The sequence below is a fragment of the Microbacterium sp. CJ77 genome, assembly GCF_002911615.1.
GTDB lineage: Bacteria > Actinomycetota > Actinomycetes > Actinomycetales > Microbacteriaceae > Microbacterium.
In genome coordinates, this window is record NZ_PQBR01000006.1 from 402,324 (window position 1) to 428,884 (window position 26,561).

The following is a 26,561-nucleotide window of genomic DNA, read 5'->3' on the forward strand; positions in this document are numbered from 1 at the left end:
CAACCGATTAGACCGATGAATAAGGGGATGAAGGCCGAAATGGCAATCACCGTTTACACGAAGCCGTCCTGCGTTCAGTGCACCGCCACCTACCGCGCCCTCGACTCGAAGGGCCTCGAATACGAGGTTCTGGACCTGTCGCAGGACCCGTCGGCGCTCGAGCAGGTCAAGGCCCTGGGTTACCTCCAGGCGCCCGTCGTCATCACCGACGGCGACCACTGGTCGGGCTTCCGTCCCGACAAGATCGACGAGCTGGCAACGCGCCTGGCCTGAGCCGGACGCACGGGAGGTGCGACGTGAGCACACTGGCGACACAAGCGCCCCTGCTCGTCTACTTCTCGAGCCTCTCGGGCAACACGGCTCGATTCGTCGAGAAGCTCGGGCTGCCGGCCACCAGGATCCCCTTGCAGGGGAATCAGACACCGGTCGTGGACGAGCCGTTCGTGCTCGTCACCCCCACCTACGGCGGGGGACAGGGACGGGGCGAAGAAAAAGGCGCCGTCCCCAAGCAGGTGATCCGCTTCCTCAACGAGGAGCGCAACCGCCAGCTGATCCGGGGAGTCATCTCCGCGGGCAACACCAACTTCGGTGCGGCATTCTGCCTCGCCGGTGACGTCATCAGCCGCAAGTGCAACGTGCCGCACTTGTATCGGCTCGAACTATTCGGCACTCCGGAAGACATCGATCGCGTGAGCGACGGATTGGAACGATGGTGGACACAGCACTAACGCAGGCTCCCCAGCAGACGCCCTTCAAGCAGAACGCCGCTTTCGACGGGATGGACTACCACTCCCTGAACGCGATGCTCAATCTGTACGGAGCGGACGGCAAGATCCAGTTCGACGCCGACAAGCGCGCCGCGCGGGAGTACTTCCTGCAGCACGTCAACCAGAACACCGTCTTCTTCCACTCGCTCAAGGAGCGTCTCGACTACCTGGTCGAGAAGGAGTACTACGAGCCCGAGGTGCTGGCGAAGTATCCGTTCGAGTTCATCCAGGAGCTCAACGACTTCGCCTACGGCAAGAAGTTCCGCTTCGAGACGTTCCTCGGCGCGTTCAAGTACTACACGAGCTACACGCTCAAGACGTTCGACGGCAAGCGTTACCTCGAGCGGTTCGAGGACCGTGTCGTGATGACGGCGCTCGGCCTGGCGGACGGCGACCAGAAGCTCGCGACCCAGCTCGTCGAAGAGATCCTCTCGGGCCGTTTCCAGCCCGCCACCCCGACGTTCCTCAACACGGGCAAGGCCCAGCGCGGCGAGCTCGTGTCGTGCTTCCTGCTGCGCATCGAAGACAACATGGAGTCGATCTCGCGCGGCATCAACTCGTCGCTGCAGCTCTCCAAGCGCGGCGGCGGCGTGGCCCTGCTGCTCTCGAACATCCGCGAGGCGGGCGCCCCGATCAAGCAGATCGAGAACCAGTCCTCGGGCATCATCCCCGTCATGAAGCTGCTCGAAGACAGCTTCAGCTACGCCAACCAACTCGGCGCACGCCAGGGCGCGGGAGCGGTCTACCTGCAGGCGCACCACCCCGACATCCTGCGGTTCCTCGACACCAAGCGCGAGAACGCGGACGAGAAGATCCGCATCAAGACGCTGTCGCTCGGTGTCGTCGTGCCCGACATCACGTTCGAGCTCGCCCGCAACGACGAGGACATGTACCTGTTCTCGCCGTACGACGTCGAGAAGGTCTACGGCGTTCCCTTCGGCGACATCTCGGTGACCGAGAAGTACCGCGAGATGGTCGATGACCCGCGCATCAAGAAGACCAAGATCAACGCGCGCGAGTTCTTCCAGACCCTCGCCGAGATCCAGTTCGAGTCGGGCTACCCGTACATCATGTTCGAGGACACGGTGAACGCGGCCAACCCGATCAAGGGCCGCATCAACATGTCGAACCTCTGCAGCGAGATCCTGCAGGTGAACACGCCGACGACGTACAACGAGGACCTCTCGTACTCGCAGATCGGCAAGGACATCTCGTGCAACCTCGGGTCGCTCAACATCGCGCTCGCGATGGACTCGCCCGACCTCGGCAAGACGGTCGAGACGGCCATCCGGGGTCTCACCGCGGTCAGCAACCAGAGCCACATCCGCTCGGTCCGCTCGATCGAAGAGGGTAACGACCGCACCCACGCGATCGGCCTCGGGCAGATGAACCTGCACGGCTACCTCGCCCGCGAGCGTGTCTTCTACGGCTCGGAAGAGGGCATCGACTTCACGAACATCTACTTCTACACGGTGCTGTTCCACGCGCTTCGCGCCTCGAACGAGATCGCGATCGAGCGCGGACAGGCCTTCGAGGGGTTCGAGGAGTCGAAGTACGCGTCGGGGGAGTTCTTCGACAAGTACATCGAGCGCGCGTGGGTTCCCGAGACCGACAAGGTCAAGGAGATGTTCGCCGGCGTCCACATTCCGACGCAGGATGACTGGACCGCGCTGAAGGCGAAGATCCAGCAGCACGGCATCTACAACCAGAACCTGCAGGCCGTACCGCCGACGGGGTCGATCTCGTACATCAACAACTCGACGTCGTCGATCCACCCGATCGCCGCCAAGGTCGAGATCCGCAAGGAAGGCAAGCTCGGCCGCGTCTACTACCCGGCCGCGTTCATGACGAACGACAACCTGGAGTACTACCAGGACGCCTACGAGATCGGTTACGAGAAGGTCATCGACACGTACGCCGCGGCGACGCAGCACGTCGATCAGGGCCTGTCGCTGACGCTGTTCTTCAAGGACACCGCCACGACGCGCGACATCAACAAGGCGCAGATCTACGCGTGGAAGAAGGGGATCAAGACGATCTACTACATCCGCCTGCGTCAGATGGCCCTCGAGGGCACCGACATGTCGGAATGCGTCAGCTGCACGCTGTAGTCGCCCGTCGAGCGCGCTGCGAGTCGAAACGAACCTAGGAAAAAGTCATGTCCCCTGAACCACTCAAGCTCCTCAGCCATGTCGAGGCCATCAACTGGAACCGCATCCAGGACGACAAGGACCTCGAGGTGTGGAACCGCCTGGTCAACAACTTCTGGCTGCCCGAGAAGGTGCCGCTGTCGAACGACATCCAGTCGTGGAACACGCTCACCCCTCAGGAGCAGGTGCTGACGATGCGGGTGTTCACGGGGCTGACGCTCCTCGACACGATCCAGGGCACCGTCGGTGCCGTCTCGCTCATCCCGGACGCGATCACGCCCCACGAAGAGGCTGTTTACACCAATATCGCGTTCATGGAGTCGGTGCACGCGAAGAGCTACTCGTCGATCTTCTCGACGCTGTGCTCGACGAAGGAGATCGACGAGGCGTTCCGCTGGTCGGTCGAGAACCCGAACCTTCAGAAGAAGGCTCAGATCGTCATGGAGTACTACCGTGGCGACAGCCCGCTCAAGCGCAAGGTCGCCTCGACCCTGCTCGAGAGCTTCCTCTTCTATTCGGGCTTCTACCTGCCGATGCACTGGTCGTCGCGCGCCAAGCTGACGAACACGGCCGACCTCATCCGTCTCATCATCCGCGACGAGGCCGTGCACGGGTACTACATCGGGTACAAGTTCCAGAAGGGGCTCGAGAAGGTCTCGCAGGCCGAGCGTGACGAGATCAAGGACTACACGTTCTCGCTCATGTACGAGCTCTACGACAACGAGGTGCAGTACACGCAGGACCTGTACGACGAGGTCGGGCTGACCGAGGATGTCAAGAAGTTCCTGCACTACAACGCCAACAAGGCCCTGATGAACCTGGGCTACGAGGCGATGTTCCCCTCGAGTGTCACGAACGTGAACCCGGCGATCCTGTCGGCGCTCTCGCCGAACGCGGACGAGAACCACGACTTCTTCTCGGGATCTGGCTCGTCGTACGTCATCGGCAAGGCCGTCGCGACGGAGGACGACGACTGGGACTTCTAGTCCCGATGTGGTTCTGTGGACAACGTGGAGTCCACAGAACCCGCCGAAGAGAAGCCGGATGTCAAGGCCGCCGCGTACGGTGGACCGCAAACACCCGGGCTCGACCAGGAGGACCCTATGGCTCAGCAGGTAGCGACCGGACAGCATCTCGGTGATCAGCGTTCCGATGAGCAACGTGCTCGAGAACAGGTGATGGGCGAGGTCTCGGACGTTTTGTTGAACCTCGAGCACGCGATCAATCGCTCGAAGCGCGCCCTGGCGAACATCCGAAAGGCCGGGGGCTCACAGAACGAGGAACTCGTGTTGACCGAAACCCTGGAAGAGCTGCAGAAGCTGCGCAAGCGGCTGATGCAAGGAACGTACTACGCGGTCGAAACCCGGATGTTCTGATTCGTGGCGGACGGCGGGGTGCGTAGTGGCACCGAGATACAGGCCGCTCTCGCCGCGTTCGCCGCGAAGTGGCGTACGTACAACGGCAGTGAGCGCGCCGAGGCGCAGACATTCCTGAACGAGTTGTTCGCGGCTTACGGCACGGATCGCCAGGCCATCGGGGCGTTGTTCGAGGATTTTAAGAGTTCCGCCGGCTTCATGGATCTGCACTGGCCGGGCATCGCGATCTTCGAGATGAAGAAGCCGGGTACGCCTCTTGGCAAGGCCGCAGATCAGATCGAGCGCTACTGGCGCGAGTCGAGTGATGGCGACACGCCTGCCGCCCGGTGGGTCGTCGCGTGCAACTTCCAATCGTTCGAGGTGTGGGAGCCGGGAAGGTTCCCCAAGGCTCCGCGGATCACTTTCACGATCGACGAGTTGGTCGATCACTACGACGCTCTGCTATTCCTGCAGAACGACACACTCGAGCCGGTCTTCAGTGAGCATCGACGAGAGCTGACGGCCGATGCCGCACGTCATATCGCTGAGTTCTACCGCTCGATGATCGACCGGTCGGCGGCGCCCGTCGACGAGATCCAGCGCTTCACGATGCAGTTGGTGTGGTGTCTGTTCGCGGAGGATCTGGGCATGCTCGAGGGCTACCCGCTCCAGGCCACCGTCGAGTCGCTCCTCAAAGAGAGCGATCCCGACTCGGCGAAAGAGATCGGGTATCTCTTCGCTCTGCTGAATCAGAAGGGCGATCACAACCGCAAGGGACGCTACGCCGGCACACGTTACGTCAACGGCGATCTGTTCGCGCGGCCCGCATCCGTCTTCTTGACCCGTGAAGAGCTGCTCCATCTGCGCGAGGCCGCCGAATTCAACTGGCGCGAGGTCAACCCGACCATCTTCGGTTCGTTGCTCGAGGGTGTGCTCGGGGACGAACGTCGCTCCGAGATCGGTGCGCACTACACGCACGAGGCAGACATCATGAAGATCGTCGCGCCCACGATCGTTCGGCCGTGGCGCGAACGAATCGAGGGCGCTTCTTCTGTCGCCGACGCTGTTGCCGTTCTGCAGGACCTGTGCGAGTTCCGCGTGCTCGATCCGGCATGCGGCTGCGGCAATTTCCTTTACGTCGCGTATCGCGAGCTCCGCACACTCGAATACGAGGCTAAGTTGCGTATCGACGCGCTGGCGGCCCAGACCGGCACGGCCAAGCCGACGGGACCGCTGCCGTACTACCCGCTGGCCAACCTGTACGGACTTGACATCGAGCGGGTCGCCGTGATGATCGCCCGGGTGACCCTGTGGATGGGCCACCGCCAGATGGTGGACCGTTTCGGAGAGGCCGAGCCGGTGCTTCCTCTCGTTGATCTGTCGAACGTGCGTTCCGCGGATGCGCTCCGCACGGAATGGCCCGAGGTCGACACGATCATCGGCAACCCGCCGTTCTTCGGTTCGCAGCGGCTGCGCGCTGCCCTCGGTGATGACTACGTCGATTGGCTGCGTGCGCACTTCCACATAGGCGTAAAGGACCTTTGCGTCTACTGGTTTCGGATCGCGCAGCAACATCTCGTGCCTGGGCAACGTGCGGGGCTCGTCGGTACGAATTCGATCTCGCAAAACAGAGCGCGTGGCGCGTCGCTCGAGTACATAGTCGAGACGGGTGGGGTCATTACCGACGCCGTGTCGTCGCAGAAGTGGCCCGGTGACGCGAAGGTGCATGTCAGCATCGTCAACTGGGTTAAGGAACCACACCCTGAGCCGGTCGCTTTCGACCTCGATGGAAAAGGGGTCCGAGGGATCACCGCCTCATTGTTGGAGGGTTCCCAGGACGCATGGGAGCCGTGTGCACTCAGAGCGAATGGTGATCGTTGCTTCCAGGGACCTATTCCGGTGGGCAAGGGTTTCGTTCTTGACGACACGGTCGCTCGATCGCTTCTCGCCGACGCGGCCGTCTCGTACCGCGACGTCGTCCGTCCTTATCTCACGAGCGATGACATCGCCGAATCCCTTGAGCAGAGGCCGGGCCGGTGGGTGATCGATTTTGGTGCGCTCTCTCTCGAGGCCGCTGCTCGGTATGACCGAGCGCTGCAAATTGTTCGCCGGGACGTGAAGCCTGAACGCGACAAGAGCGGCGACAAGGGCTTCCGGACGAAGTGGTGGCAGTTTGGCAGGCCGCGTGGCGAGATGCGCGCTGCCCTTAGGTCACTGGTGCGGTACGCATCGGTCGGTCGCCACGGAAAGCGGATGTTCATCGCGTGGGTTGAACCCTGGACAATGGCAAGCGACGCAACAAATGTCTTCGCATTTGACGATGACTACAGCATGGGTGTGCTGCTCTCTCGCGCCCATGACTCGTGGGCGTGGGCGCAGTCATCGACGCTCAAGGGCGACCTTCGGTACACGCCGACGACGGCATTCATGACGTTCCCTTGGCCGGACCCCGTTACTTCAGCGCAGCGGGATGTGGTGGCCGAGGCATCCGTCGCCCTGTACGCGCGCCGAAGCGAACTGTGCGTCGAGCATGACATGGGCCTGACAAAGCTCTACAACCTGATGGACGACGGCGCGTTCACCGATCTCGCCGCACTGCACCGCCGACTCGACGAGGCTGTGGCCGCGGCCTACGGCTGGCCGAAGTCGGTTGCGCAGGACGCGCCCGAACTGGTTCGCCGTTTGTCCGCACTCAATCGCGAGATCGCAGAAGGCAGCCGCGCGTACGCACCGTTTGAGTAGGTTGCGTCAGCGATCCTGCTCGTAGGCCAGCAGCGCTGTCAGATCGGCTTCGCTGATCAACTCGATGTGCTGTCCCGCCGCACGCAGATCCATTGCCTTCTGAAGTTTCGACGACACGGTCGCCCCCGCACGCAGCGTGGCGGGATCGAACCCTCCAATGACGACGACGTCCGCCTTCTTCGTCGGTCCTGCCGTGATGGTGGCGCCGAGCGTTGCGCAGGCCGACCGGGCTTCGTCTCGTGTGAAGCCTTCCAACTCGCCGGTGAACGTGATGCTCGCGCCATACAGCGGATGCTCGGGGTCGGCCGCGGAGCGCCACATCGCTGGACGTGATGCCGTGAATGTGGGTGTTGGTGAATTGGTTGCCGGTCCGGGGGCGGGATCATCCATCCTGCGCTATGCCGACGGCGCACACACAGGTGCCTCGCGGCCCGGCCGCAGCGAAACACCCCTGCTGCGGCGAAACACCCCACGACAAGGGGATTTTCGGTGCGTTTGAGGTGTTTCGGTGCTGGTGTGTCGGGCGGCGTCAGCGGCGGGTCGAGAACGTCACCGTGAACTTCGGCGTGCGGGCGACCTGACGCGTCGGACCGACCAAGCGCTCGAGCGGCTGGCGGTACTGCAGGGCCGAGTTCCAGACGGTCCACAGCTCGCCGCCCGGGCGCAGCACGCGCGCCGCGTCGGCGAACAGGTGTCGCGCGATCGTCTCGTCGATCGCCGCACCCCGGTGAAACGGCGGGTTCAGGGCGATGAACGAGGCGCTCGCGTCGGGCAACTCCGACAGCGCGTCGTCGCGGGCGACCGACACCCGGTCTTCGATTCCGTTCGCGACGGCGGTCGCGCGGGCAGAGGCGACGGCGGCGGATGACTCGTCCGACGCGTAGACGCGCAGGCTCGGGTACCGCACCGCCAGTGTGGCGCCAACGATCCCGTTGCCGCACGCCAAGTCGATCGCCGCGTCGTCGTCCTCACCCGGGATCGTCTCGGGCAGGTTGTCGAGCAGCAGCCGGGTGCCGATGTCGAGGGACGAACCCGCGAAAACACCCCCGAACGCGCAGACGATCACGCCGTCGTGCTGCGCGCGTGTGGCCACCGGATCGCGCCCGTCGTGGGGGTCGCGTGCGATGAGCACCCGCGACTTCTGGCGCGCGTGCGAGACGTCGATCGAGGCAAAGTACTCGCGCAGCACGTCGTTCATGCCGAGGCTCATGTGCTTGAGGCGTCCGCCCGCGAACACGACGACGTCGGGCGCAGCGTGAGCGGCGATGAGGCCCGCGATGTCGCGCAGCGCCTCGAGCGACCGCGGCAGCCGCAGCAGCACGACGCGGGCACCGCGCACGAGTTCCGCGTCGAGGGGCAGGGAGGCGACGGATGCTTCGAGGCCCGTCGATCGCGCGTTGGCCGCGAGCGCTCGCTCGGAAGAGAGGGGATCCTGGTGCACGCGGACCACACCGGGCGAGTCATCCGTCTCGCTCGCGACCGTGAGCGCAAGCGCGCCGTACGTGTCGCCGATGACGACGATGTCGTGCCGGCCGAGTCCCTGGCGCGCGGTGGCCGATTCGTCGAGCAGGAGTCGATCCGCCGCGTCATGTGCGCGAACGTCGGGGTCGTCGGAATCGGGGAAGGGGCGTAGCGCGTCGAGGTCGAGGGTCACCGCACCCACGCTATCCCGGGCGCGTCGTGCCGCAGACCACGCCCAGACCCGACCGGCCCGGCGTCGGAGCCCGGTGGCAGACTGACGCCATGCTGTTCGACGAACTCGCGGCAACGGCCGTCGCGGTCGGCACGACGCGCTCTCGGCTCGCGAAGGTCGACGTGCTCGCCACCTTCCTGCGCGCGCTCGCGCCCGATGAGATCGTCCCGGCCGTCGGGCTCGTGCTCGGCCGTCCCCGGCAGGGGAAGGTCGGCGTGGGCTGGCGGGGTCTCGCGGCGACTCTCGAAGCGGCCGCCGACGCGCCGATGCTGACGATCGCCGACGTGGACGCTGCGTTCTCGGGCCTGGCCGAGGCATCCGGTCCCGGGTCGGCGGCACGGCGCGCCGCGGTCCTGGGCGAACTCCTGAGCGCCGCCACCGAGCGTGAACGGGATGCCCTCCGCGGGGCGCTGCTCGGCGAGGTGCGGACGGGCGCCCTCGAGGGCGTGCTCGCCGATGCGATCGCCCGCGCGTCCGACCGGCCGGTCGCGACGGTGCGCCGCGCCGCGATGCTCTCGGGCGACCTCGCGTCGACGGCGCTCGTCGCTCTCACCGGCACCGCCGAGGACCTCGCGAACACGGGACTCGTGGTCGGGCGCGCGATCCAGCCCATGCTCGCGAGCACCGCCCCCTCGATCGCCGACGCCATCGCGGCGGTGGGCGAGGCATCCGTGGAGTACAAACTCGATGGCGCGCGGATCCAGGTGCACCGGAGCGGCGACGACGTGCGCATTTTCACGCGCAACCTCGCGGACATCACGCACCGCCTGCCCGAGGTCGTCGAGGTGGTGCGGCGGATGCCGGTTCACGATGTCGTGCTGGACGGTGAGACTCTCGCGCTCGACGAGAACGATGCGCCGCGGCCCTTCCAAGACACGATGGCGCGATTCGGAGCCGAGACCGCACGAGACATCGCTCTGCGACCGTGGTTCTTCGACGTCCTTCACCTCGACGGGCAAGATCTGATCGACGAACCGCTCACCGTGCGGCTCGAAGCACTGGCGGGGATCGCGTCGGACCACCGCGTTCCCGGCGAGATCACGGCCGACGCCGACGCGGCCGAGCGCATCGGCCGAGAGGCGCTCGCCGCGGGACACGAGGGCGTCATGGTCAAGGGTGTCGAATCGCTGTATGCCGCCGGGCGTCGCGGCGCGAGCTGGATCAAGGTCAAGCCCGTGCACACGCTCGATCTCGTCGTCCTGGCTGTCGAGCCCGGCTCGGGGCGTCGGTCGGGGCTGCTGTCGAACATCCATCTCGGAGCCCTCGACGCCGCCGGGGAGTTCGGACCGCCCGGCGGGTTCGTGATGGTCGGCAAGACCTTCAAGGGCATGACGGACGAGACGCTCGCGTGGCAGACCGCGCACTTCCCGACGATCGAGGTGCGACGCGATCCGTACGTGTTGTGGGTCGAGCCGGTGACGGTCGTCGAGGTTGCGATCGACGGCGTGCAGCGGTCGTCTCGCTACCCGGGCGGAATCGCCCTGCGCTTCGCCCGGGTCAAGGGCTATCGCCCCGACAAGGAGCCGCACGAGGCCGATACCATCCAGACACTACGCGGGATGCTGCGCGGCTGACCCGTCCCAGAAACGACCGAGGAGAAGCATGTCGTTCCAGGCCTATCTCGACGCCGTCGAGACCAAGACCGGGCTCACGCCCGCGCAACTCGTCGCGATCGCCACGGAGAAAGGCTTCGGCCCCGACACCAAGGCGACACCGATCATCGAGTGGCTCAAGGCGGACTACGACCTCGGTCGTGGGCACGCCATGGCCATGGTTCACGTCATCACGAAGGGCGACCGCATCGCGTCGAAGCACGTCGGTTCGGGCGGCGCGCACTCGGACGCGAGCGATCGGCTCTGGCTCGATGGCAAGGACAGCAAACCCGCTGACTGGTAGCCGTGCGAATGTCAGGAGGCTGAGGCGGTGATCGAGGCGCTCGCCCTGCGCCGCACCATCAGCGCGCTGATCCACTCGACGAGCAGCCAGACCCATCCGCCGATCCAGACGATGCCGAAGACGTAGCTGACCGCACTCGAGACGTTGCCGAGTTCGGAGCTGGAGGCGCCTCCGACCGTGTACATGAAGGCGGACCCCCATTCCGTGTCGCCGCCGTCGACGAAGAAGAACGCCGTGACGACGATGCCGACCGATGTCAGCCACGCCGCCGTCAGCGCGCGCGTCCGCCCCGCGCTCGTGCGGAAGACCGCCCGTCGGGTCAGGAACCCGGTGATAGCGATGATGCTCCTATATCTGTCAAGCCGCGATTTGGAGGGGTGGTCGGGCTTCGCGGATGGGGCGCATCGCGGCCCAGAGTTCGCGGGCGAGAAGACGTTTCAGACACCGGATGATCTCGGACTTCGTCTTTCCTTCCGGTGATCCGGCGGGCGACGTAGGCCTTAGTGGGTTCGTGGTGCTGCATGCGAACGATGACGACACGGTAGAGTGCGGCGTTTGCTTGCCGGTGACCGCCCCGATTGAGCCGGTGTCGGGTGGTCATCCCTGACGATGCAGGGATCGGGGCGACACCGCAGAGCCGGGCGAACGCGGCCTCCGAACGGATCCGTTCCGGATTGTCGCCGGCAACGATCAGCATCTCGGCCGCGGTGTCAGGACCGACCGCAAAGGCTTTCGCGAGGTCGGGAGCGATCTGCGCGGTCAGCTCTGCCAGGAGCTTCTCATGCCCGGAGATCTCGGCATCCAGTACTTCCCAGCGACGGGCGATCGATCGTAACGTGTGCTTGGTCGACGCGATGATTGTGGTCACCTGGCCCGGACGAAGCGCCGCGCAGCGATGGATGAGCGCCATCTTCGATAGCGGTTGCAGCTCCTGACGCAGATCGTCGGGGGCGTTCACGATGACCTGCTTGAGGCTGATCATCGCGGATGTTCTCGCCTTGACGGCGACGTCCTTGGCGACCTTGATCTGACGGATCATCTCCACTGTTCCATCGGCTGACTTCGGGATGGCCGTCGCCAGGCCCGCGAGGACTGCCCTGGCTGCGTTCTCGGCATCGATGGTGTCGGACTTGCCTCGTAGTCGCCTGTCGCGACGGTCCGTTCTCATCACCTCCAGCGTCCCGATTCCACGACGGCGCACTGCGCCGGCCAGGCCTGCACCATAGGAACCGGTGCCTTCGATCCCGAAGGTGAGTTTCCCGCCGAACGATTCGCCCCAGTCGATCAGCTGGCCGTAGCCACCGGAATCCGCCGCGAAAGATCGGCGATCCAGGACCGCGCCGAGCTCATCGATCGCGACGGCGACGTGGACGTGTTTGTGAGTGTCGACGCCGACAACGACTCGACGGTGAGAGGGGACTTGCTGCATGCTCATAGTGCTCGCTCCAACCAGATCAGGACAGGGTGAGTGACACTGGCCGGTCGGGTGGACGGGACTGTGATGGGACTGTTGCGATCAGGCTCCTATGAGGTCACGCCCGCCCGGCCAGCACCACGAGGGTGATGCGCCTCCTGACGGACGACAGATCAACAGCAAGGACACCCAGACTTCGAGGTCAGTCGTCAGCAAGAGTCAGGCCGCCAGGAGGTACTCGACACTCTCACAGATGACCTGCACGACGTAGCCGATCAGGAGCACCGGCGACACCATCATCACGAAGAAGAGCATCCAGCCCGGCCAGGCGAGCTTGATCGCGAGTCCGACGAGCGGCAGGACGATCAGGGCGATGGCGGCCGCCGCCAGGGCGGCGTCGGTGCGGACGGGAGCGGCAGGCGAATTCATGCCCCCGAGTGTGGCAGATGCGCCCGCCCGTTCAGCGCGCGACGGGCAGTTGCTGCAGTGTCCACGAGTTGCCGTCGGGGTCGTCGAATGTGACGAATCGGCCCCAGGCCTGGTCGTCGACACCGGATGCCTCGACCCCGACCGCGCGCAGATGCGCCAGCGCCTCGTCGGCGTCCGGCACGACGACCTGAATGGTGTTCTGCCGACCCGGCTCGAGGTCGATTCCGAGTCCGTCGCCGAATGCGATCGAACAGGCCGAACCCGGCGGCGTCATCTGCACGAAGCGCAAGCCCTCGAACGGCACCTGGTCGTGGTCGGCGTTGAATCCGATCCGCTCGTAGAACTCCTTGGCGCGGTCGACATCCGTCACCGGCACGAAGATGAGCTCGATCTTCCAGTCCATGTCTTCACGTCCTCCCTCGCATCCCGTTCGGATGCCTCGCGCTCACGCTACGAAGGGTCGCGGACATCGGGTGTCCGCGATGAGGGACGGATGCCTCGGCATCGTCATGATGAGATGGAGGTCCGATCCCGAGGAGTTCCACCGTGTTCCGCAGCCCGCTCGCTCTGTTCCGCACCCTCGCCATCGCGGAGGCTGTTTCGTGGACACTGCTGATCACGGGCCTGATTCTGCGGGCCACCGTGGACCTCCCCATCGCGGTGACGATCGGCGGGGGCATCCACGGGTTCGTGTTCCTGTCGTACGGCGCGACCGCCGTGCTGGTGGCCAAGAATCAGCGGTGGCATCCCGTCCCCACCGTCGTTGCGATCGCCAGCGCCATCGTCCCCTACGCCACGATCCCGACCGAGATCTGGTTGCACCGCAGCGGTCGTCTCCGGGGTTCCTGGCGTCTCGAGGCCGGCCCCGATCCGCGTGATGGCGCCTGGCATGATCCCCTGATGCGCGCGCTGTTGCGTCGCCCGTGGATCCTCGCCGTGCTGGTCGCGGTGCTGGTGGTCGCGATCTTCGTCGCGCTGCTGATCGTCGGCCCGCCGGGTGGGCGCGACTAGCCGCCCGCCTCGGAGCGCTGATCCGCCGCGGTGAGTTCCGCCGGCCCAACGAGCGACCGGGCCAGGACGGTCGACCCCGCCACCGCCGCGGGCATGATGAGCACCGCGCCGAGCGGAACGAAGAAGCACAGTTGCGTCGCGACGCCGAAACCGAGAGTGCGCGCGCGATTCCCCGCGAGCAGCGCCCGGCGCGCACGGTGGTCGATTCCCCGGGCGGACAACGCACGCGACGACAGTTCGTCGGCCAGCAGCCATCCGGTCATCAGGACGCCGCCGACCGCGCCCGCAATACCGCCGACGACCGGGATGAGTCCGAGCAGCCCGGCGGCGATGGCGACCGCGATACCGCGGCCGACGAAGGAGAAGCCGTCGCCGACCGAACGCCAGAATCCATAGGGCGTGTCCGCGGGAACCCCGCCGAGGTCGCGTTCCGCCGCACGCCAGATGCGGTCGTAGAACGGCTCGCCGATCAGCAGCGTCAGGGCTGTGAACGAGATCGCGATCACCACGAACGCGGCTCCCAGCATCGCCGTGCCGACGGCGACGCGCACGACGCCTGCCCAGAGCCCGGGCCATCCGTCGGCGAACGGCGTGACGAACTCGGCGAGTCGCGGCAGGTGGAACGACAGGATGACGAGCCCGGCGAACAAGACGATGCCGACGATGGCGGCGGGCACGAGACCGAGCATCATGGGTCCCGGGATGCGCCGCCAGAACGCGAGGCCGCGAAGGAGCATCCGTGCCCCGTCGAAGAACTCGCGCATGTTCCCAGGCTACGGCCGCTGCCGGTATGGGCGAGGCCTATGCTGGCCGCATGAGCGCGCCCGGTTCCGCCACGATCGAGCCGCCGGTCTCGATCCGCATGAAGCGCAAGCGCGAGTCCTCCGACCGCAAGGCGGCGGCGCTGCTGCTGATCTTCACGGCGCTCGCGATCCTGTGGGCGAACTCGCCGTGGGGCTACACGTACCAACAGTTCTGGGACATGCACCTGGATGTCTCGCTCGGCGATCTCGAGGTCTCCGCCACGCTGCACGGCGTCGTCAACGATGCGCTGATGGCGTTCTTCTTCTTCCTCGTCGGGCTCGAGGTCAAGCGCGAGTTCGCGATCGGCGAGCTCACCGATCCGGCCCGCGCACGGGTGCCGATCGCGGCGGCCGTGGCCGGGCTCATCCTGCCGGCGCTCATCTTCCTCGGGTTCGCCGCGTCGACCGGCTACGCGCACGCGTGGGGTGTGGTGATCTCCACCGACACGGCCTTCCTGCTGGGAGCGCTCGCGATCATCGGACCGAAGTTCCCCGCCCGCCTGCGGACCTTCCTGCTCACCCTCGCCGTCGTGGACGACGTGGGTGCGCTGCTCGTGATCGGGCTGTTCTACAACGAGGGCATCCGCTGGGTTCCGCTCCTCGTCGCGATCGTGCTCGTCGCCGCGATCGCGTGCGTGCGCTTCCTCAGCGCGGCGCGGGGCCTGAGTTACGCGGTGCTCGGTGTGGGACTCTGGATCGCGCTCGCCTACGCCGGCATCCACCCCACCCTCGCGGGCGTCGCCGTGGCCCTGCTCATCCCGGTGTTCGCGCCCCGGCGCGGCGACGTCGAGCGCACCGCCCAGCTCACACAGGCGTTCCGTGAGTCGCCGAACACGCTGTACGCGGCCGCCGTCACCCGGAGTCTGCGCGAATCGCTCTCGATCAACGAACGTCTGCAGACGGCCTGGGCGCCGTACATCTCTTTCCTCGTGCTGCCGATCTTCGCGCTCGCCAACGCCGGTGTGCACCTCGACGGCCAGGTGCTCGCGGCGGCGTTCACATCCCCCCTCACCTGGGGCATCATCGCGGCGCTCGTCGTCGGCAAATTCGTCGGCATCCTGGGGGGCACGGCCCTCGTGCGAGCGTTCGGCGGTGGCAAGCTCGCGCCGGGACTCGGGATGCCTCGGATCGCCGGGGGAGCGGCGCTGTCGGGCATCGGCTTCACGATCTCGCTCTTCATCGTCACGATCGCCATCGACGATGCCGAGGCGCAGGATCTGGCGCGCGTCGGTGTGCTCGCGGCATCCGTCCTCGCGTTCCTGCTCGGATGGGCCACCTTCGCGATCGCCGACCGGCTGCAGCCTCCGCAGGCGATCGGTGCGAAGCTCGTCCGGCCCGTGGACCCGAAACGCGATCACATCCGCGGACCGGTGGATGCCCCGTACACGATCGTCGAGTACGGCGACTTCGAGTGCCCGTTCTGCAGTCGCGCGACCGGATCGATCGACGCCGTCTTCGATCGTCTGCCCGGACAGGTGCGCTGGGTCTTCCGGCACCTTCCCCTCGACGCGGTGCATCCGCACGCGGAAGACGCCGCGAAGGCCGCGGAGGCGGCGGGGCTGCAGGGGCACTTCTTCGAGATGGCGCGGACGCTCTTCGCGCATCAGAAGGCGCTGACCAAGGACGACATCCGCGGCTATGCCACCGATCTCGGCCTCGATATGGATCGTTTCGTCGTCGACTTCCGCTCCGCCGAGGTCGTTCGGCGCGTCGACGACGACCGCCTGGACGCCGAGATGATGGACCTGCACTCCACGCCGACGTTCTTCGTCGGCGAAAAGCGGCACATCGGTCCCTACGACTCCGAGAGCCTGATTCGCGCGCTCGAGGCGACTGCGAAGTCACCGGGAATAACCACGACCCCTCCACGTTCAACTTGATACGAACGCACTCAAGTCCTAAAGTTGAGTGCATAAGACTCACGTTTGATCAGGAGGCCTCGTGCCCAACGACGTCACACCCCCGAATGGCGACGGCTTCGACAGCGGTGCCGGTGCATTCGACGAATTCCTCTCTCGCTACATGGCGGGGGAGCGCGCTCGCGCCGAGCGGTCGATCGACCTCGCCCGGTTCCTGAGCGCCCGCACGCAGGACATCCTGCAGCGCGCAGGACGTTTCGCTCTCGAGCGCGGGCAGCGTGAACTCGACGCCCTGCACGTGCTGCGCGTGCTCGTCGACGAGTCCCCGGCCCGCGAGGCCGTGGAGCGCGTCGGCGCGAGCCCGTCCGCGATCGTGCGCGCTACCGAGGGCCGTCTGCCCGCCGCGGGCGACGCGGCGTCGGTGGACGGCGCCGTCATCACCTCGTCCGTGCAGCGGGCGCTGTTCCACGCTTTCCAGGTCGCGCGTTCGTCCGGTTCGACGTACGTCGACCCCGAGCACCTCTTCTTCGCGCTCGTCCTGGCTCAGGATGCCCCGGCCGGGCAGGTCCTCGCCGAGGCCGGTGTCACCGCCGAGGCGCTGACCCAGGGTGCCCGCGAGACCGTGGGCACGATGGGGGAGCCCGCGGCCGCCTCGGACGACGCCGACACGCAGTCCCCGATGCTGGACAAGTTCGGCACGGACCTGACCGAGCGCGCTCGCGCCGGTCAGCTCGACCCCGTGGTCGGTCGCGCCGACGAGATCGAGCAGACCATCGAGATCCTCAGCCGTCGCACGAAGAACAACCCCGTGCTCGTCGGTGAGGCGGGCGTCGGAAAGACCGCGATTGTCGAGGGCCTGGCCCAGGCGATCGCCGACGGCGGCGTTCCCGAGCAGTTGCGCGACAAGCGCGTCATCTCGCTCGATCTGCCGGCCATGCTGTCCGGTACCCGCTACCGCGGCGACTTCGAGGAGCGCCTGACCAAGACGATGGACGAGATCTCGGCCCGCAAGGGCGAGGTGATCGTCTTCATCGACGAGGTGCAGACCGTCGTCGGCGCCGGAGGTGGCGGCGAGGGCGCGATGGACGCGGGCAACATCCTCAAGCCCCGGCTCGCGCGCGGCGACCTGCACCTCGTGGGTGCGACGACGCTCAAGGAGTACCGGACGATCGAGAAGGACCCGGCGCTGGAGCGTCGCTTCCAGCCCGTCCGCGTCGGCGAGCCCTCGATCGAGGACTCCGTGCTGATCCTGCGGGGCCTGCGCCCCGCCTACGCCGAGCACCACGCGGTGGAGTACACCGACGACGCGCTGCGCGCCGCGGTGGAGTTGAGCGACCGCTACCTGACCGAGCGCGTGCTACCGGACAAGGCGATCGACCTGATCGACCAGGCCGGCGCGCGTCTGCGGCTGCGCCTGGGAGCCAAGGTCGACGTGAGCGGCTTGCTCGAGCGGCTTGCTCAGCTCGAGGCCGACAAGAACGCCGCGGTCTCGGCCGAGCACTACGAGGAGGCATCCCGCATCCGGGACGCGATCACCGAGGTGCAACAGCGGATCGAAGAGGCTACGTCCCGCTCGACGGCGGGCGCGAGCGCAGAGGCCGTCGTGGACGAAGCTCAGATCGCCGCCGTCATCAGCCGGGCCACCGGCATCCCCGTAAACCGACTGACCGAGACCGAGCGCGAGCGCCTCGCCGAGCTGGAGGACGAGCTGCACGGTCGCGTGATCGGACAGGACGGCGCGGTCGAGGCCGTTGCCAAGGCCGTGCGCCGCAACCGCACCGGCATGGGCGACGCGCACCGGCCGATCGGATCGTTCCTGTTCCTCGGCCCGACGGGTGTCGGCAAGACGGAGCTCGCCAAGGCGCTCGCGTCGTCCATCTTCGACGACGAGTCCGCGGTGATCCGCTTCGATATGAGCGAGTTCGGCGAGCGGCACACCGTGTCACGTCTGGTCGGCGCTCCTCCGGGCTACGTCGGCTACGACGAGGCCGGTCAGCTGACCGAGCGCGTGCGGCGCAACCCCTATGCCGTCGTGTTGTTCGATGAGATCGAGAAGGCGCATCCGGATGTCTTCAACCTGCTGCTGCAGGTGCTCGATGACGGACGCCTGACCGACGGGCAGGGTCGCACGGTCGACTTCCGCAACACCGTGATCGTCATGACCTCGAACATCGGTTCCGAGTTCCTGGCCTCTCGTTCCGGTGCGATCGGCTTCATCGCCGACGGCGGCGGCTCGACCGGCTTCGGCAACGAGGACGAGCTGCGCGTCCGGGTGATGGGGAAGCTCCGCGAGGCGATGCGTCCCGAGTTCCTGAATCGCATCGACGAGATCGTGCTGTTCCGCAAGCTCGAGAAGGAGCAGCTGCGCGAGATCGTGAGCCTCATGCTCGGAGCGACAGCGCGTCGGCTGACCTCGCGCGAGGTGTCGTTCGAGGTGTCGGACGCCGCAATCGACTGGCTGGCCGAGCACGGCTACGAGCCCGAGTACGGTGCGCGGCCGCTGCGCCGCCTGATCCAGCGCGAGGTCGACGACCGCATCGCCGATCTGTTCGTCTCGGGCGCCCTCAGCGACGGGGGAGCGGTGAGTGTGGATGCCTCGGGTGGCGAGCTCGCGGTGACGAGCCTCGCCCTCGCCCAGGCGGCATAAGAGCACGGCATAGGCACAACCGGACCCACGCGCCGGCACGGAGAACATCCGTGCCGGCGCGTGGCGTATTCGGCATCGGTCTGACTACGCTTCTCGCGAGATGAAGGTCGACCTGAAGAAGCAGATAGCGACCTACGTCGCGCCCCACGGACGCTTCGACATCGTGACGGTTCCGCCGATGCGGTACGTCGCGGTCGACGGCATGGGAGACCCCAACACCGCACAGTCGTACGCGGATGCGCTGGCGACCCTGTACCACGTCGCGTACGCCCTCAAGTTTCTGAGCAAGCGCGAGCTCGACCGCGACTACGTCGTCATGCCGCTCGAGGCGCTCTGGTGGTCGGACGACATGGCCGCCTTCACGGTCGCGCGGGACAAGACCCGCTGGCGCTGGACCGCGATGATCCTGGTGCCCGGCTGGATCGACGACGCCCGTGTCGAGGTCGCCGTGCAGGGGGTGCGGACGAAGGGCGGCGCGCCCGCGATCGAGGAGCTCCGGGTGCTGGCGCTCGACGAGGGATTGTGTGTCCAGACGCTGCACGTCGGGCCCTACGACGCGGAGGGGCCCGTGCTCGAGGCGATGCACGACGACTTCATCCCCGCGAACGGACTGCGGATGACCGGACGCCATCACGAGATCTACCTCGGCGATCCGCGACGCACGGCGCCCGAGAAGCTCCGGACGATCCTGCGTCAGCCCGTCGAGCGCATCGGCTGAGGTCGCTCGGGCGATCGAACGGACGCGACTCGCCGCGCGGCATGGGGACGAGCGGCGTGTCGCGACCGTTCGCGCGAGTGTTGGGCATCCGCCGTCGTGGCACACTGGGGGCGTGAAGGCGCCCGCACGTCATGACCCGGCCGGGATGGCGCGCACGGCCGGGCGCGGGGCGCTCGCGCTGCTGCTCGTCGCGGCGGGCGTCTCGCACCTGTCGCGGGGGCGCCGCGGGTATCGGATCGTCGTGCCCGAATGGGCGCCGCGGATGCTTCGGCTCGACCGAGACGCGATCATCGTCGCTTCCGGGGTGGTCGAACTGATCCTCGGGGCCGCCCTCGTCACGCTGCCGCGCGAGCGACGCCGCATCGGCGCCGTTGTCGCGGCGTTCTTCGTCGCGGTGTTCCCGGGCAACGTCCACCAGTGGCGCACGGGCCTCCCGGCGCCTCTCATGCGCACAGATCGCGCCCGGTTCATCCGTCTGCTGCTCCAGCCCCTGCTCGTCGCGTGGGCGCTGTGGAGCACATCCGTCCCGTCCCGACCGTCACCGCGTTCGCAGAAAGGCCGTAGATGACCACCAGGAATTCCTCGCGACACGTTCGTTCCCTTCGCGTCGCCGAGGCGCAGCACGACAGCGAACTCGGCAGCATCCGTCGGCTGCCGTCGACAACTTTCCCATCCTGCGGCGGCTCTCCATCAAGCGGCTGGTACTCGCGCCCGGCAGCGTCCGCGAACCGCACTGGCACGCCAATGCCGACGAGCTCGGCTACTGCCTCGCGGGGTCCGTCCTGGTGTCGATCGTCGAGAACGGCAGCGTTTTCTCGTCGTTCACGATCACGGCGGGGCAGATGTTCACGATCCCGAGCGGGGCGCTCCACCACATCGAGAACATCGGCGACGCCGAGGCCGAGATCGTGGTGGCCTTTTCGAACGAGGCGCCCGAGGACTTCTCGCTGCGCGCGGCGTTCGGCGAGATGTCGGATGCCGTGCTGGGCAACACCTACGGGCTGCCGTCGGCGGACTTCGCCGCCCTGCCCCGCGACACGGCCTCTCGCGACATCGTCCGGCGCGATGGCCCCGCCGTCATCCCCGACACGGCCGGCTACGGCAACCCGCACAAGTTCGACATCGCCGCGCAGGAGGCACCGCTGCAGCATCCGTTCGCGGCGGTCAAGCTCGCGCGCAGCCAGTACTGGCCCGCTCTGGCGAGCATGTCGATGTACTCGCTCACCATCCGCGACGACGGGATGCGTGAGCCGCACTGGCACCCTGGCACCGCCGAGATGGGCTACGTGCATCGGGGGCGCGCCCGGATGTCGATCCTCGACCCCGATGGCGCCGTCGACACGTATCTGCTCGAGCCGGGGGACTGCTACTTCGTGCCGCCGGCCTACCCCCACCAGATCGAGGTGATCGGGGACGACGAGATCCACTTCCTGATCTTCTTCGATCAGCCCACCCCGGGGGACATCGGATACCGCGAGTCGGTGTCGGCGTTCTCCCGCCCCGTGCTGGCCGCGACCTTCGGTGTCGAGGTCGATCGGCTGCCCGCGTTCCCCTTCACCCCGGTCGATCCGCTGTTGGTCGAGAAGGTGAACCCGACCGACCCGGTCTGACCCGTTGCGGCCCGCGACCTCGCGTCGCAAGCCCTCCTGCTCCGATGTGTAATATGTTGCATTCCCGACACCCTGGAGAACCATGCCGCTCAGCGACTTCCCGCGTCATCCGCTCACCTTCGGTCCGAGCCCCGTGCATCCGCTCAACCGTCTGAGCGACCACCTCGGCGGCGCGCGGGTGTGGGCGAAGCGCGAGGACGTCTCGAGCGGGCTCGCCTACGGCGGCAACAAGGTGCGCAAGCTCGAGTACCTGGTGCCCGACGCGATCGCGCAGGGCGCCGACACCCTCGTCTCGATCGGCGGCGTGCAGTCGAACCACACCCGGCAGGTGGCCGCGGTGGCCGCGCACCTCGGCATGAAGGCCGTCCTGGTGCAGGAGAACTGGGTGGACTGGCCCGATTCCGTCAACGACCGCGTCGGCAACATCATGCTCTCGCGCCTGATGGGCGCGGACGTGCGGCTGGATGCCTCGGGTTTCGGCATCGGCTTCAAGGACTCGTGGAAGCAGGCGATCGCGGATGTCGAGGCATCCGGCGGCACGCCCTACGCGATCCCGGCCGGGGCATCGGATCACCCGCTCGGCGGACTCGGATTCGCGAACTGGGCGCACGAGGTCGCGGCTCAGGAGGCCGAGTTGGGCGTCTTCTTCGACACGATCATCGTGTGCAGCGTCACCGGCTCGACCCATGCCGGCATGATCGCGGGCTTCGCGGACCTGGTCGAGAACTTCGGCGGCCGCGAGCGCCGGGTCATCGGCATCGACGCGTCCGCCAAGATCGACGAGACGCGCGACCAGGTCGCCCGCATCGCACGGCGCACCGCCGACATGATCGGCGTCGGTCGCGAGCTGCGCGACGACGAGATCACGGTGCTCGAGGGATGGGCGGGGGACTATTACGGCATCCCGGTCGCCTCAACGGACGAGGCCATACGCCTGACCGGCAGCCTCGAGGGCGTCATCATCGACCCGGTATACGAGGGCAAGTCGATGGCGGGGCTCATCGACCTCGTGTCGTCGGGCGAGATCCCGCGCGACTCCACCGTGCTGTACGCCCACCTCGGCGGCCAGCCCGCGCTGAACGCGTACAGCGGCCGGTACCACTGACCCGGCGCCACTGACCCGGTACCACTGACCGCGTGCCGGGTGTTGACTGAGGGCATGGCCGCACCCGACATCGCATCCTCGCCCCCGCGCACGATCGCTCGCTGGGCGCTCGGGGGAGCGCTCGCGTTCGCCGGAATCTCTCACCTGTTCTGGGCGCGCAAGGAGTTCCAGGCACAGGTGCCCGACTGGACCACCGAGTACACCCCGCTCGACAAAGACGCGGTCGTCGTGGCATCCGGAGCCGTCGAGATCATGCTCGGGGCGGCCCTGATCGCCCTGCCGAGGGAGAGATCGCGCATCGGTCTGCTGCTGGCGGCGTTCTTCGTCGCGGTGTTCCCGGGCAACATCGAGCAGTACGCCAAGAAGCGCGACGGGTTCGGACTCGACACCGACCGCAAGCGACTCGTGCGGCTCTTCTTCCAGCCGGCGCTCGTGGCGTGGGCGTACTGGTCGACGCGCTCGCGCTAGCGCTAGCTCAGCGCTTGTCGGGAACCAGACGGACCAGGCGGATGTTGTCGGTCTCGTTCATCTCGACGATCGCCGGGTGGGCCTTGATGAAGTCCGAGAACGACTTGAAGCCGAGCCCCTTCTCGCTGAACGACGGGTCCATCCGCTTGATGAGGTTCTTGATGACCGAGCTGTGCATCCAGTCGGCATCGGTGCGCTCGTGTTCGAGGCGCAGCGCGCGCTCGAGCAGGTCGGCCGCCGGGTCCTTGCTGCTGCGGCGCCTCTGGCGCACGGGAGTATCGGATGCTGTGGCATCCTGCTTCTGCTGCGGCTTGTCGGTGGGCACCGAAACGCCGGGCAGGGCGTCGTAGGCATCGAACTGGTCGCACGCGGCCGCGAGCGACTTGGCGGTCGAGCCCGCCACTCCGACGCCGACGACGAAGCGTCCGAGCCGCTTGCAGCGCTGCGCGAGGGGCACGTAGTCGGAGTCGCCCGCGACGATCACGACGTGCGTGAGATCGGGGAGTCGGAACATGTCTTCGACCGCGTCTACCGCGAGGCGGATGTCGGCGCCGTTTTTCGCGTAGGCGGCGGCGGGGAAGAGCTGCACGAGGTCGACCGCGCGGGCGACGAGCTGACTGCGGTACACCGCGTTGACCGGCGACGACCAGTCCGCGTACGCGCGCGTCAACACGAGCGTGCCGAACGATGCCGCGTAGTCGATGATCGCGCCCACGTCGATGACGGCCTGGCCGAGGCGTTCCGCGATCTCGGGTTCGGCGGGATTCTCGGCGATGCGCTGACGGTCGCGCCCGTAGGCGTTGCGTCCGTGCACGCGGTCGTACCAGGAGATGACGATGTTGTCGAAGTCGAGATAGACCGCGACGCGGCCGTCCTCGGCCACGTCAGGCCTCGCCCGGGTAGACGAGGCCGATCTGGCCCCGGATCTCGTCGAGTGTCGCCATGATGTCCACCGTCTCATCGATCGTCAGGAGGTCGCCGACAAGATTGCCTTCGGCGACGAGTCGCTCGGCCGCGAGGGCCTGATACTGCATGCCGCGACCCTGCACGTGCGAGACGTAGTGTTCGCGCAGCGTGCCGTCGGGTCCGGTCAGCCGGAACGACGTCGCGTTGTACCAGGTGCGATCGACGTCGATTCGACCCTCGGTGCCCACGATGTGCGCCGTGTTGGGCCCGGCCGCGCGCGACGACGAGATCGTGGTCGAGATCGCCCCGGACGCGTGCGTGAAGATCGTCGCCACCTCGGTGTCGGCGCCCGTATCGCTCTTGCGAGCGGACGCGAGGATCGTCTTGGGCCGACCCAGGATGTTCCAGACGAACGACACGGGATAGATGCCGAGATCGAGCAGTGCGCCACCGCCGAGCTCGAGGGCGTTCAGGCGGTGCCGGAGATCGGCCGTGATCTGCTGTGTGTGGTCGGCGAAGACCGTCCGCACCTCGCCGACGGCGCCGTCGGCGATCAGCTCGCGGATCCGCGCCATGTGCGGCAGATAACGGGTCCACATGGCCTCGAGGACGAGCACGCCGCGCGCCGCCGCGGCGTCGCGGACGGCGGCGGCCTCGGCGGCGTTCAGGGTGAACGGCTTCTCGACCAGCACGTGCTTGCCCGCGGCGATGACCGCGAGCGCGTTCTCTGCGTGCGACGGATGCGGCGTCGCGACGTAGACGATGTCCACGTCCGGGTCGGCGAGGAGGGCCTCGTACGAACCGTGCGCGTGGGGGATGCCGAACTCTTCGGCGAACGCCCGCGCCGAGACATCCGATCGCGACCCGACCGCGACGACCTCTCGGCCCGCGACGTGCAGGTCGTGGGTGAAGGTGCGGGCGATGCCGCCCGTCGCGAGGATTCCCCAGCGCAGTCCACTCATGCCCCGAGCCTACCCGCGGGGTGGGACGTGCCGCGGGGTTGTCGCGCGGTGCTCGAGTCTTCGCGCGGATGGCACGAGCGGGGCCCGGGCGCCGCGACCTACCCTGGAGCTGTAGACGGGAGAACCATGTCCGACATCCTGATCACCCCCGACGCCCTCGCCGCACTGCTCGCCGAGGGTGACCCCGTGCGCGTGCTCGACGTGCGGTGGCGCCTGGACCGACCGGACGGCCGACCCGAATACCTCGCGGGGCATATCCCGGGGGCCGTATTCGTCAGCCTCGACCACGACCTGGCGGCGCACGGTGAGCCGACGGACGGGCGCCACCCGCTGCCGGAGGTCGCGGCTTTGCAGGCCGCAGCGCGCCGGTGGGGGATCGGCGACGGCGATACGGTGGTCGTCTACGACGATCTCTCGTCGCTCTCGGCCGCCCGGGCGTGGTGGGTGCTCACCGACGCTGGTATCGCGGACGTGCGGATCCTCGACGGAGCACTGCGGGCCTGGACCGCCGCCGGGCTGCCCCTCGAGAGGGGCGATGTCGTGCCGACACCCGGGTCCGTGACACTCTCGACGGGGCACCTCGCACAGGTGTCGATCGACGAGGCCGCGGAGCTCGCGGCATCCGGCGCCCTGCTCGACGTGCGGGCACCCGAGCGCTATCGCGGCGAGGTCGAGCCGATCGATCCGCGGGCGGGCCACATCCCCGGCGCCCTCAACTCTCCGACGACGGGCAACGTCGACGCGGACGGCCGATTCCTCGCGCCCGAGGACCTGCGGGCCCGCTTCGCGGAGGCGGGGGTCGATGCAGCGTCGCCGGTGGCCGTGTCGTGCGGATCAGGCGTGACGGCCTCGCACGCGTTCGTCGCACTGCGGATCGCGGGCCTCACTCCGCGGCTCTACCCGGGCTCGTGGAGCCAGTGGTCGAATCATCCGGATCGTCCCGTTGCCACGGGGCCGAACCCGGTATAGGTCCTCAGGGGACGATGACGATCTTGCCGTCGACGCCGCGCTCGATCGCGCGGTGCGCTTCGGCTGCGTCGGCAAGGGAGAAGGACGGGCCCTCTTCGATCGTGAACGCGCCCGCCGCGAGCAGCGCCATCGTGACGGGGAATGCCTCGGCACGCCACGCGAGCTCGGTCTCGGTCAGGGGGGTGGAGCTCTCGCCGCCGAAGGCGCGCACGCCGTAGTTTCCGGCATCCTGTCCCCGCACGATCGTGCCGATGCGGTTGCGGTCGGCGACGAGCTCGCACGACACCTCGAGTGCCTCGTCCGTTCCCGCCGCGTCGAACGCCACCGTTACCCCCTGCGGGGCCGCCTCGCGAACGCGCTCCAGCAGTCCCTCGCCGTAAACGACCGGCGTCGCACCGAGCTCGCGTACCCGATCGAAACGCCCCTCGCTCGCGGTCGCGATGACGGTCGCACCCCAGAGCACGGCGTACTGAATGGCGGCCTGACCGACGGATCCCGATCCGGCGTGCAGCAGAAGGGTGTCGCCCGCGTGCACATCGAGCGACCGCAGCACCTGATAGGCCGTGCCCACGGGGATGCCGATACCGGCGCCGGCGGCGGCCGAGACCGACGGCGGGCGCGGGATCGCGTTGTGCGCGGCGACCCGGACCTCGCTCGCGTAGGTGCCGGAGGTCTCGCGGAACGCGACCGGGTCGCCGACGCGGAAGCCCTGCACGTCGTCGCCGACCGCGACGACCACACCGGCGCCGTCGCGTCCGATGTGGCGGGGTGCGTCGAGCGTGGCGGACGGGCGGATGCCGGCGCGCAGCTTGGCGTCGATGGGGTTCACGCCCGCGGCCTCGACCCGCACGATCATGTGGGCCGGGCGGATGTCGGGGGTGGGGATCTCCACCACGGTGAGGACCTCGGGACCGCCGAACTCGGCGTAGACGACTGCGCGGGTCATGGTGATGCGTTCTTCCTCTTCGGGGTGTGGGCTGCGGGTTGTCTCGAGCGTAGCCCTCGCGTCGTGCGCGAACGGCTGCCCAGCGAACGGACGCGACACGCCGTCGCGGCG

General features: G+C 67.4%; 27 protein-coding genes. 17 read left to right on the forward strand and 10 right to left on the reverse strand.

The annotated features are described in order from the left end of the window. Nucleotides 1-39: 39 nt before the first annotated feature. The 6 genes from nrdH to C2868_RS02755 all read left to right on the forward strand — a co-directional run bounded on the left by nrdH (nucleotide 40) and on the right by C2868_RS02755 (nucleotide 7,014). The gene (gene nrdH / locus C2868_RS02730; RefSeq protein ID WP_036294795.1) at nucleotides 40-273 is read left to right on the forward strand and encodes a glutaredoxin-like protein NrdH; all 234 of its coding nucleotides are present in this window, start codon (nucleotides 40-42) and stop codon (nucleotides 271-273) included. Nucleotides 274-296: 23 nt separating this feature from the next. Continuing rightward, complete coding sequence (gene nrdI / locus C2868_RS02735) at nucleotides 297-728, forward strand: class Ib ribonucleoside-diphosphate reductase assembly flavoprotein NrdI (RefSeq protein ID WP_103662923.1); 432 nt, start codon at nucleotides 297-299, stop codon at nucleotides 726-728. Nucleotides 729-778: 50 nt separating this feature from the next. Further along, on the forward strand, nucleotides 779-2,878 hold the full coding sequence (gene nrdE / locus C2868_RS02740; RefSeq protein ID WP_374935758.1) for a class 1b ribonucleoside-diphosphate reductase subunit alpha: 2,100 nt from the start codon (nucleotides 779-781) through the stop codon (nucleotides 2,876-2,878). A gap of 47 nt (nucleotides 2,879-2,925) precedes the next feature. Beyond that, complete coding sequence (gene nrdF, locus C2868_RS02745; protein WP_100811580.1) at nucleotides 2,926-3,903, forward strand: class 1b ribonucleoside-diphosphate reductase subunit beta; 978 nt, start codon at nucleotides 2,926-2,928, stop codon at nucleotides 3,901-3,903. 117 nt (nucleotides 3,904-4,020) lie between these two features. Then, on the forward strand, nucleotides 4,021-4,293 hold the full coding sequence (locus C2868_RS02750) for a hypothetical protein (RefSeq protein WP_146047992.1): 273 nt from the start codon (nucleotides 4,021-4,023) through the stop codon (nucleotides 4,291-4,293). An 18-nt stretch (nucleotides 4,294-4,311) separates the two neighbouring features. Further along, nucleotides 4,312-7,014 carry a DNA methyltransferase gene (locus C2868_RS02755; RefSeq protein WP_146047993.1) on the forward strand — a complete coding sequence of 901 codons (2,703 nt, stop codon included), beginning with the start codon at nucleotides 4,312-4,314 and terminating at the stop codon, nucleotides 7,012-7,014. A 6-nt stretch (nucleotides 7,015-7,020) separates the two neighbouring features. Here C2868_RS02755 and C2868_RS02760 read toward each other — a convergent pair whose 3' ends face one another. Both C2868_RS02760 and C2868_RS02765 read right to left on the reverse strand, forming a co-directional pair. Further along, on the reverse strand, nucleotides 7,021-7,335 hold the full coding sequence (locus tag C2868_RS02760) for a BRCT domain-containing protein (protein ID WP_103662927.1): 315 nt from the start codon (nucleotides 7,333-7,335) through the stop codon (nucleotides 7,021-7,023). A 208-nt stretch (nucleotides 7,336-7,543) separates the two neighbouring features. Continuing rightward, entirely contained in the window at nucleotides 7,544-8,668 is a 1,125-nt protein-coding gene (locus C2868_RS02765; protein ID WP_103663063.1) for a class I SAM-dependent methyltransferase, read from the reverse strand. Nucleotides 8,669-8,757: 89 nt separating this feature from the next. Here C2868_RS02765 and C2868_RS02770 point away from each other — a divergent pair, with 89 nt between their 5' ends. Further along, nucleotides 8,758-10,281: an ATP-dependent DNA ligase gene (locus tag C2868_RS02770; protein WP_103662928.1), complete on the forward strand. Its 1,524-nt coding sequence runs from the start codon at nucleotides 8,758-8,760 to the stop codon at nucleotides 10,279-10,281. A gap of 28 nt (nucleotides 10,282-10,309) precedes the next feature. Beyond that, nucleotides 10,310-10,603: a DUF4287 domain-containing protein gene (locus C2868_RS02775; protein WP_103662929.1), complete on the forward strand. Its 294-nt coding sequence runs from the start codon at nucleotides 10,310-10,312 to the stop codon at nucleotides 10,601-10,603. 11 nt (nucleotides 10,604-10,614) lie between these two features. Here the strand turns inward: C2868_RS02775 and C2868_RS17355 are convergent, their stop codons facing one another. From C2868_RS17355 to C2868_RS02790, 4 genes are all read right to left on the reverse strand, one after another. Beyond that, the gene (locus C2868_RS17355; RefSeq protein ID WP_181003326.1) at nucleotides 10,615-10,788 is read right to left on the reverse strand and encodes a hypothetical protein; all 174 of its coding nucleotides are present in this window, start codon (nucleotides 10,786-10,788) and stop codon (nucleotides 10,615-10,617) included. A 134-nt stretch (nucleotides 10,789-10,922) separates the two neighbouring features. Next, nucleotides 10,923-12,038, reverse strand: coding sequence for a transposase (locus tag C2868_RS02780; RefSeq protein ID WP_219811450.1), 1,116 nt, complete (start codon nucleotides 12,036-12,038; stop codon nucleotides 10,923-10,925). A gap of 198 nt (nucleotides 12,039-12,236) precedes the next feature. Next, entirely contained in the window at nucleotides 12,237-12,446 is a 210-nt protein-coding gene (locus tag C2868_RS02785; protein WP_103662930.1) for a hypothetical protein, read from the reverse strand. A gap of 31 nt (nucleotides 12,447-12,477) precedes the next feature. Beyond that, nucleotides 12,478-12,849 (reverse strand): VOC family protein, encoded by a 372-nt coding sequence (locus tag C2868_RS02790; protein ID WP_103662931.1) that lies wholly within the window; start codon nucleotides 12,847-12,849, stop codon nucleotides 12,478-12,480. A gap of 143 nt (nucleotides 12,850-12,992) precedes the next feature. Here C2868_RS02790 and C2868_RS02795 point away from each other — a divergent pair, with 143 nt between their 5' ends. Further along, nucleotides 12,993-13,457 (forward strand): DUF3817 domain-containing protein, encoded by a 465-nt coding sequence (locus tag C2868_RS02795; RefSeq protein ID WP_103662932.1) that lies wholly within the window; start codon nucleotides 12,993-12,995, stop codon nucleotides 13,455-13,457. Here the strand turns inward: C2868_RS02795 and C2868_RS02800 are convergent. Beyond that, entirely contained in the window at nucleotides 13,454-14,221 is a 768-nt protein-coding gene (locus C2868_RS02800; RefSeq protein ID WP_103662933.1) for an EI24 domain-containing protein, read from the reverse strand. The two genes, C2868_RS02795 and C2868_RS02800, sit on opposite strands and share 4 nt — an antisense overlap. A 50-nt stretch (nucleotides 14,222-14,271) precedes the next feature. On the opposite strand from C2868_RS02800, the gene nhaA reads away from it, so the two are divergent. The 7 genes from nhaA to C2868_RS02835 all read left to right on the forward strand — a co-directional run bounded on the left by nhaA (nucleotide 14,272) and on the right by C2868_RS02835 (nucleotide 22,667). After that, on the forward strand, nucleotides 14,272-16,140 hold the full coding sequence (nhaA, locus tag C2868_RS02805; RefSeq protein WP_103663064.1) for a Na+/H+ antiporter NhaA: 1,869 nt from the start codon (nucleotides 14,272-14,274) through the stop codon (nucleotides 16,138-16,140). Between the two features lie 61 nt (nucleotides 16,141-16,201). Then, complete coding sequence (locus C2868_RS02810; RefSeq protein WP_103662934.1) at nucleotides 16,202-18,766, forward strand: ATP-dependent Clp protease ATP-binding subunit; 2,565 nt, start codon at nucleotides 16,202-16,204, stop codon at nucleotides 18,764-18,766. Between the two features lie 100 nt (nucleotides 18,767-18,866). After that, on the forward strand, nucleotides 18,867-19,484 hold the full coding sequence (locus C2868_RS02815) for a GyrI-like domain-containing protein (RefSeq protein WP_103662935.1): 618 nt from the start codon (nucleotides 18,867-18,869) through the stop codon (nucleotides 19,482-19,484). Between the two features lie 145 nt (nucleotides 19,485-19,629). Further along, entirely contained in the window at nucleotides 19,630-20,052 is a 423-nt protein-coding gene (locus C2868_RS02820; RefSeq protein ID WP_103662936.1) for a hypothetical protein, read from the forward strand. Nucleotides 20,053-20,182: 130 nt separating this feature from the next. Next, nucleotides 20,183-21,094: a cupin domain-containing protein gene (locus C2868_RS02825; RefSeq protein ID WP_258034407.1), complete on the forward strand. Its 912-nt coding sequence runs from the start codon at nucleotides 20,183-20,185 to the stop codon at nucleotides 21,092-21,094. Between the two features lie 82 nt (nucleotides 21,095-21,176). Next, complete coding sequence (locus C2868_RS02830; protein ID WP_103662937.1) at nucleotides 21,177-22,199, forward strand: 1-aminocyclopropane-1-carboxylate deaminase; 1,023 nt, start codon at nucleotides 21,177-21,179, stop codon at nucleotides 22,197-22,199. A 54-nt stretch (nucleotides 22,200-22,253) separates the two neighbouring features. Then, on the forward strand, nucleotides 22,254-22,667 hold the full coding sequence (locus C2868_RS02835; protein ID WP_181003327.1) for a MauE/DoxX family redox-associated membrane protein: 414 nt from the start codon (nucleotides 22,254-22,256) through the stop codon (nucleotides 22,665-22,667). Between the two features lie 7 nt (nucleotides 22,668-22,674). Here C2868_RS02835 and C2868_RS02840 read toward each other — a convergent pair whose 3' ends face one another. Together C2868_RS02840 and C2868_RS02845 are read right to left on the reverse strand one after the other, a co-directional pair. After that, nucleotides 22,675-23,550, reverse strand: coding sequence for an NYN domain-containing protein (locus C2868_RS02840; protein WP_258034388.1), 876 nt, complete (start codon nucleotides 23,548-23,550; stop codon nucleotides 22,675-22,677). A 1-nt stretch (nucleotide 23,551) separates the two neighbouring features. Next, nucleotides 23,552-24,535 (reverse strand): Gfo/Idh/MocA family protein, encoded by a 984-nt coding sequence (locus tag C2868_RS02845; protein WP_103662939.1) that lies wholly within the window; start codon nucleotides 24,533-24,535, stop codon nucleotides 23,552-23,554. A gap of 126 nt (nucleotides 24,536-24,661) precedes the next feature. Here C2868_RS02845 and C2868_RS02850 point away from each other — a divergent pair, with 126 nt between their 5' ends. Then, nucleotides 24,662-25,504 carry a sulfurtransferase gene (locus C2868_RS02850; RefSeq protein WP_103662940.1) on the forward strand — a complete coding sequence of 281 codons (843 nt, stop codon included), beginning with the start codon at nucleotides 24,662-24,664 and terminating at the stop codon, nucleotides 25,502-25,504. A gap of 4 nt (nucleotides 25,505-25,508) precedes the next feature. On the opposite strand, the gene C2868_RS02855 is transcribed toward C2868_RS02850, so the two are convergent. Next, entirely contained in the window at nucleotides 25,509-26,450 is a 942-nt protein-coding gene (locus tag C2868_RS02855; RefSeq protein ID WP_103662941.1) for an NADP-dependent oxidoreductase, read from the reverse strand. Between the last annotated feature and the right edge of the window lie 111 nt (nucleotides 26,451-26,561).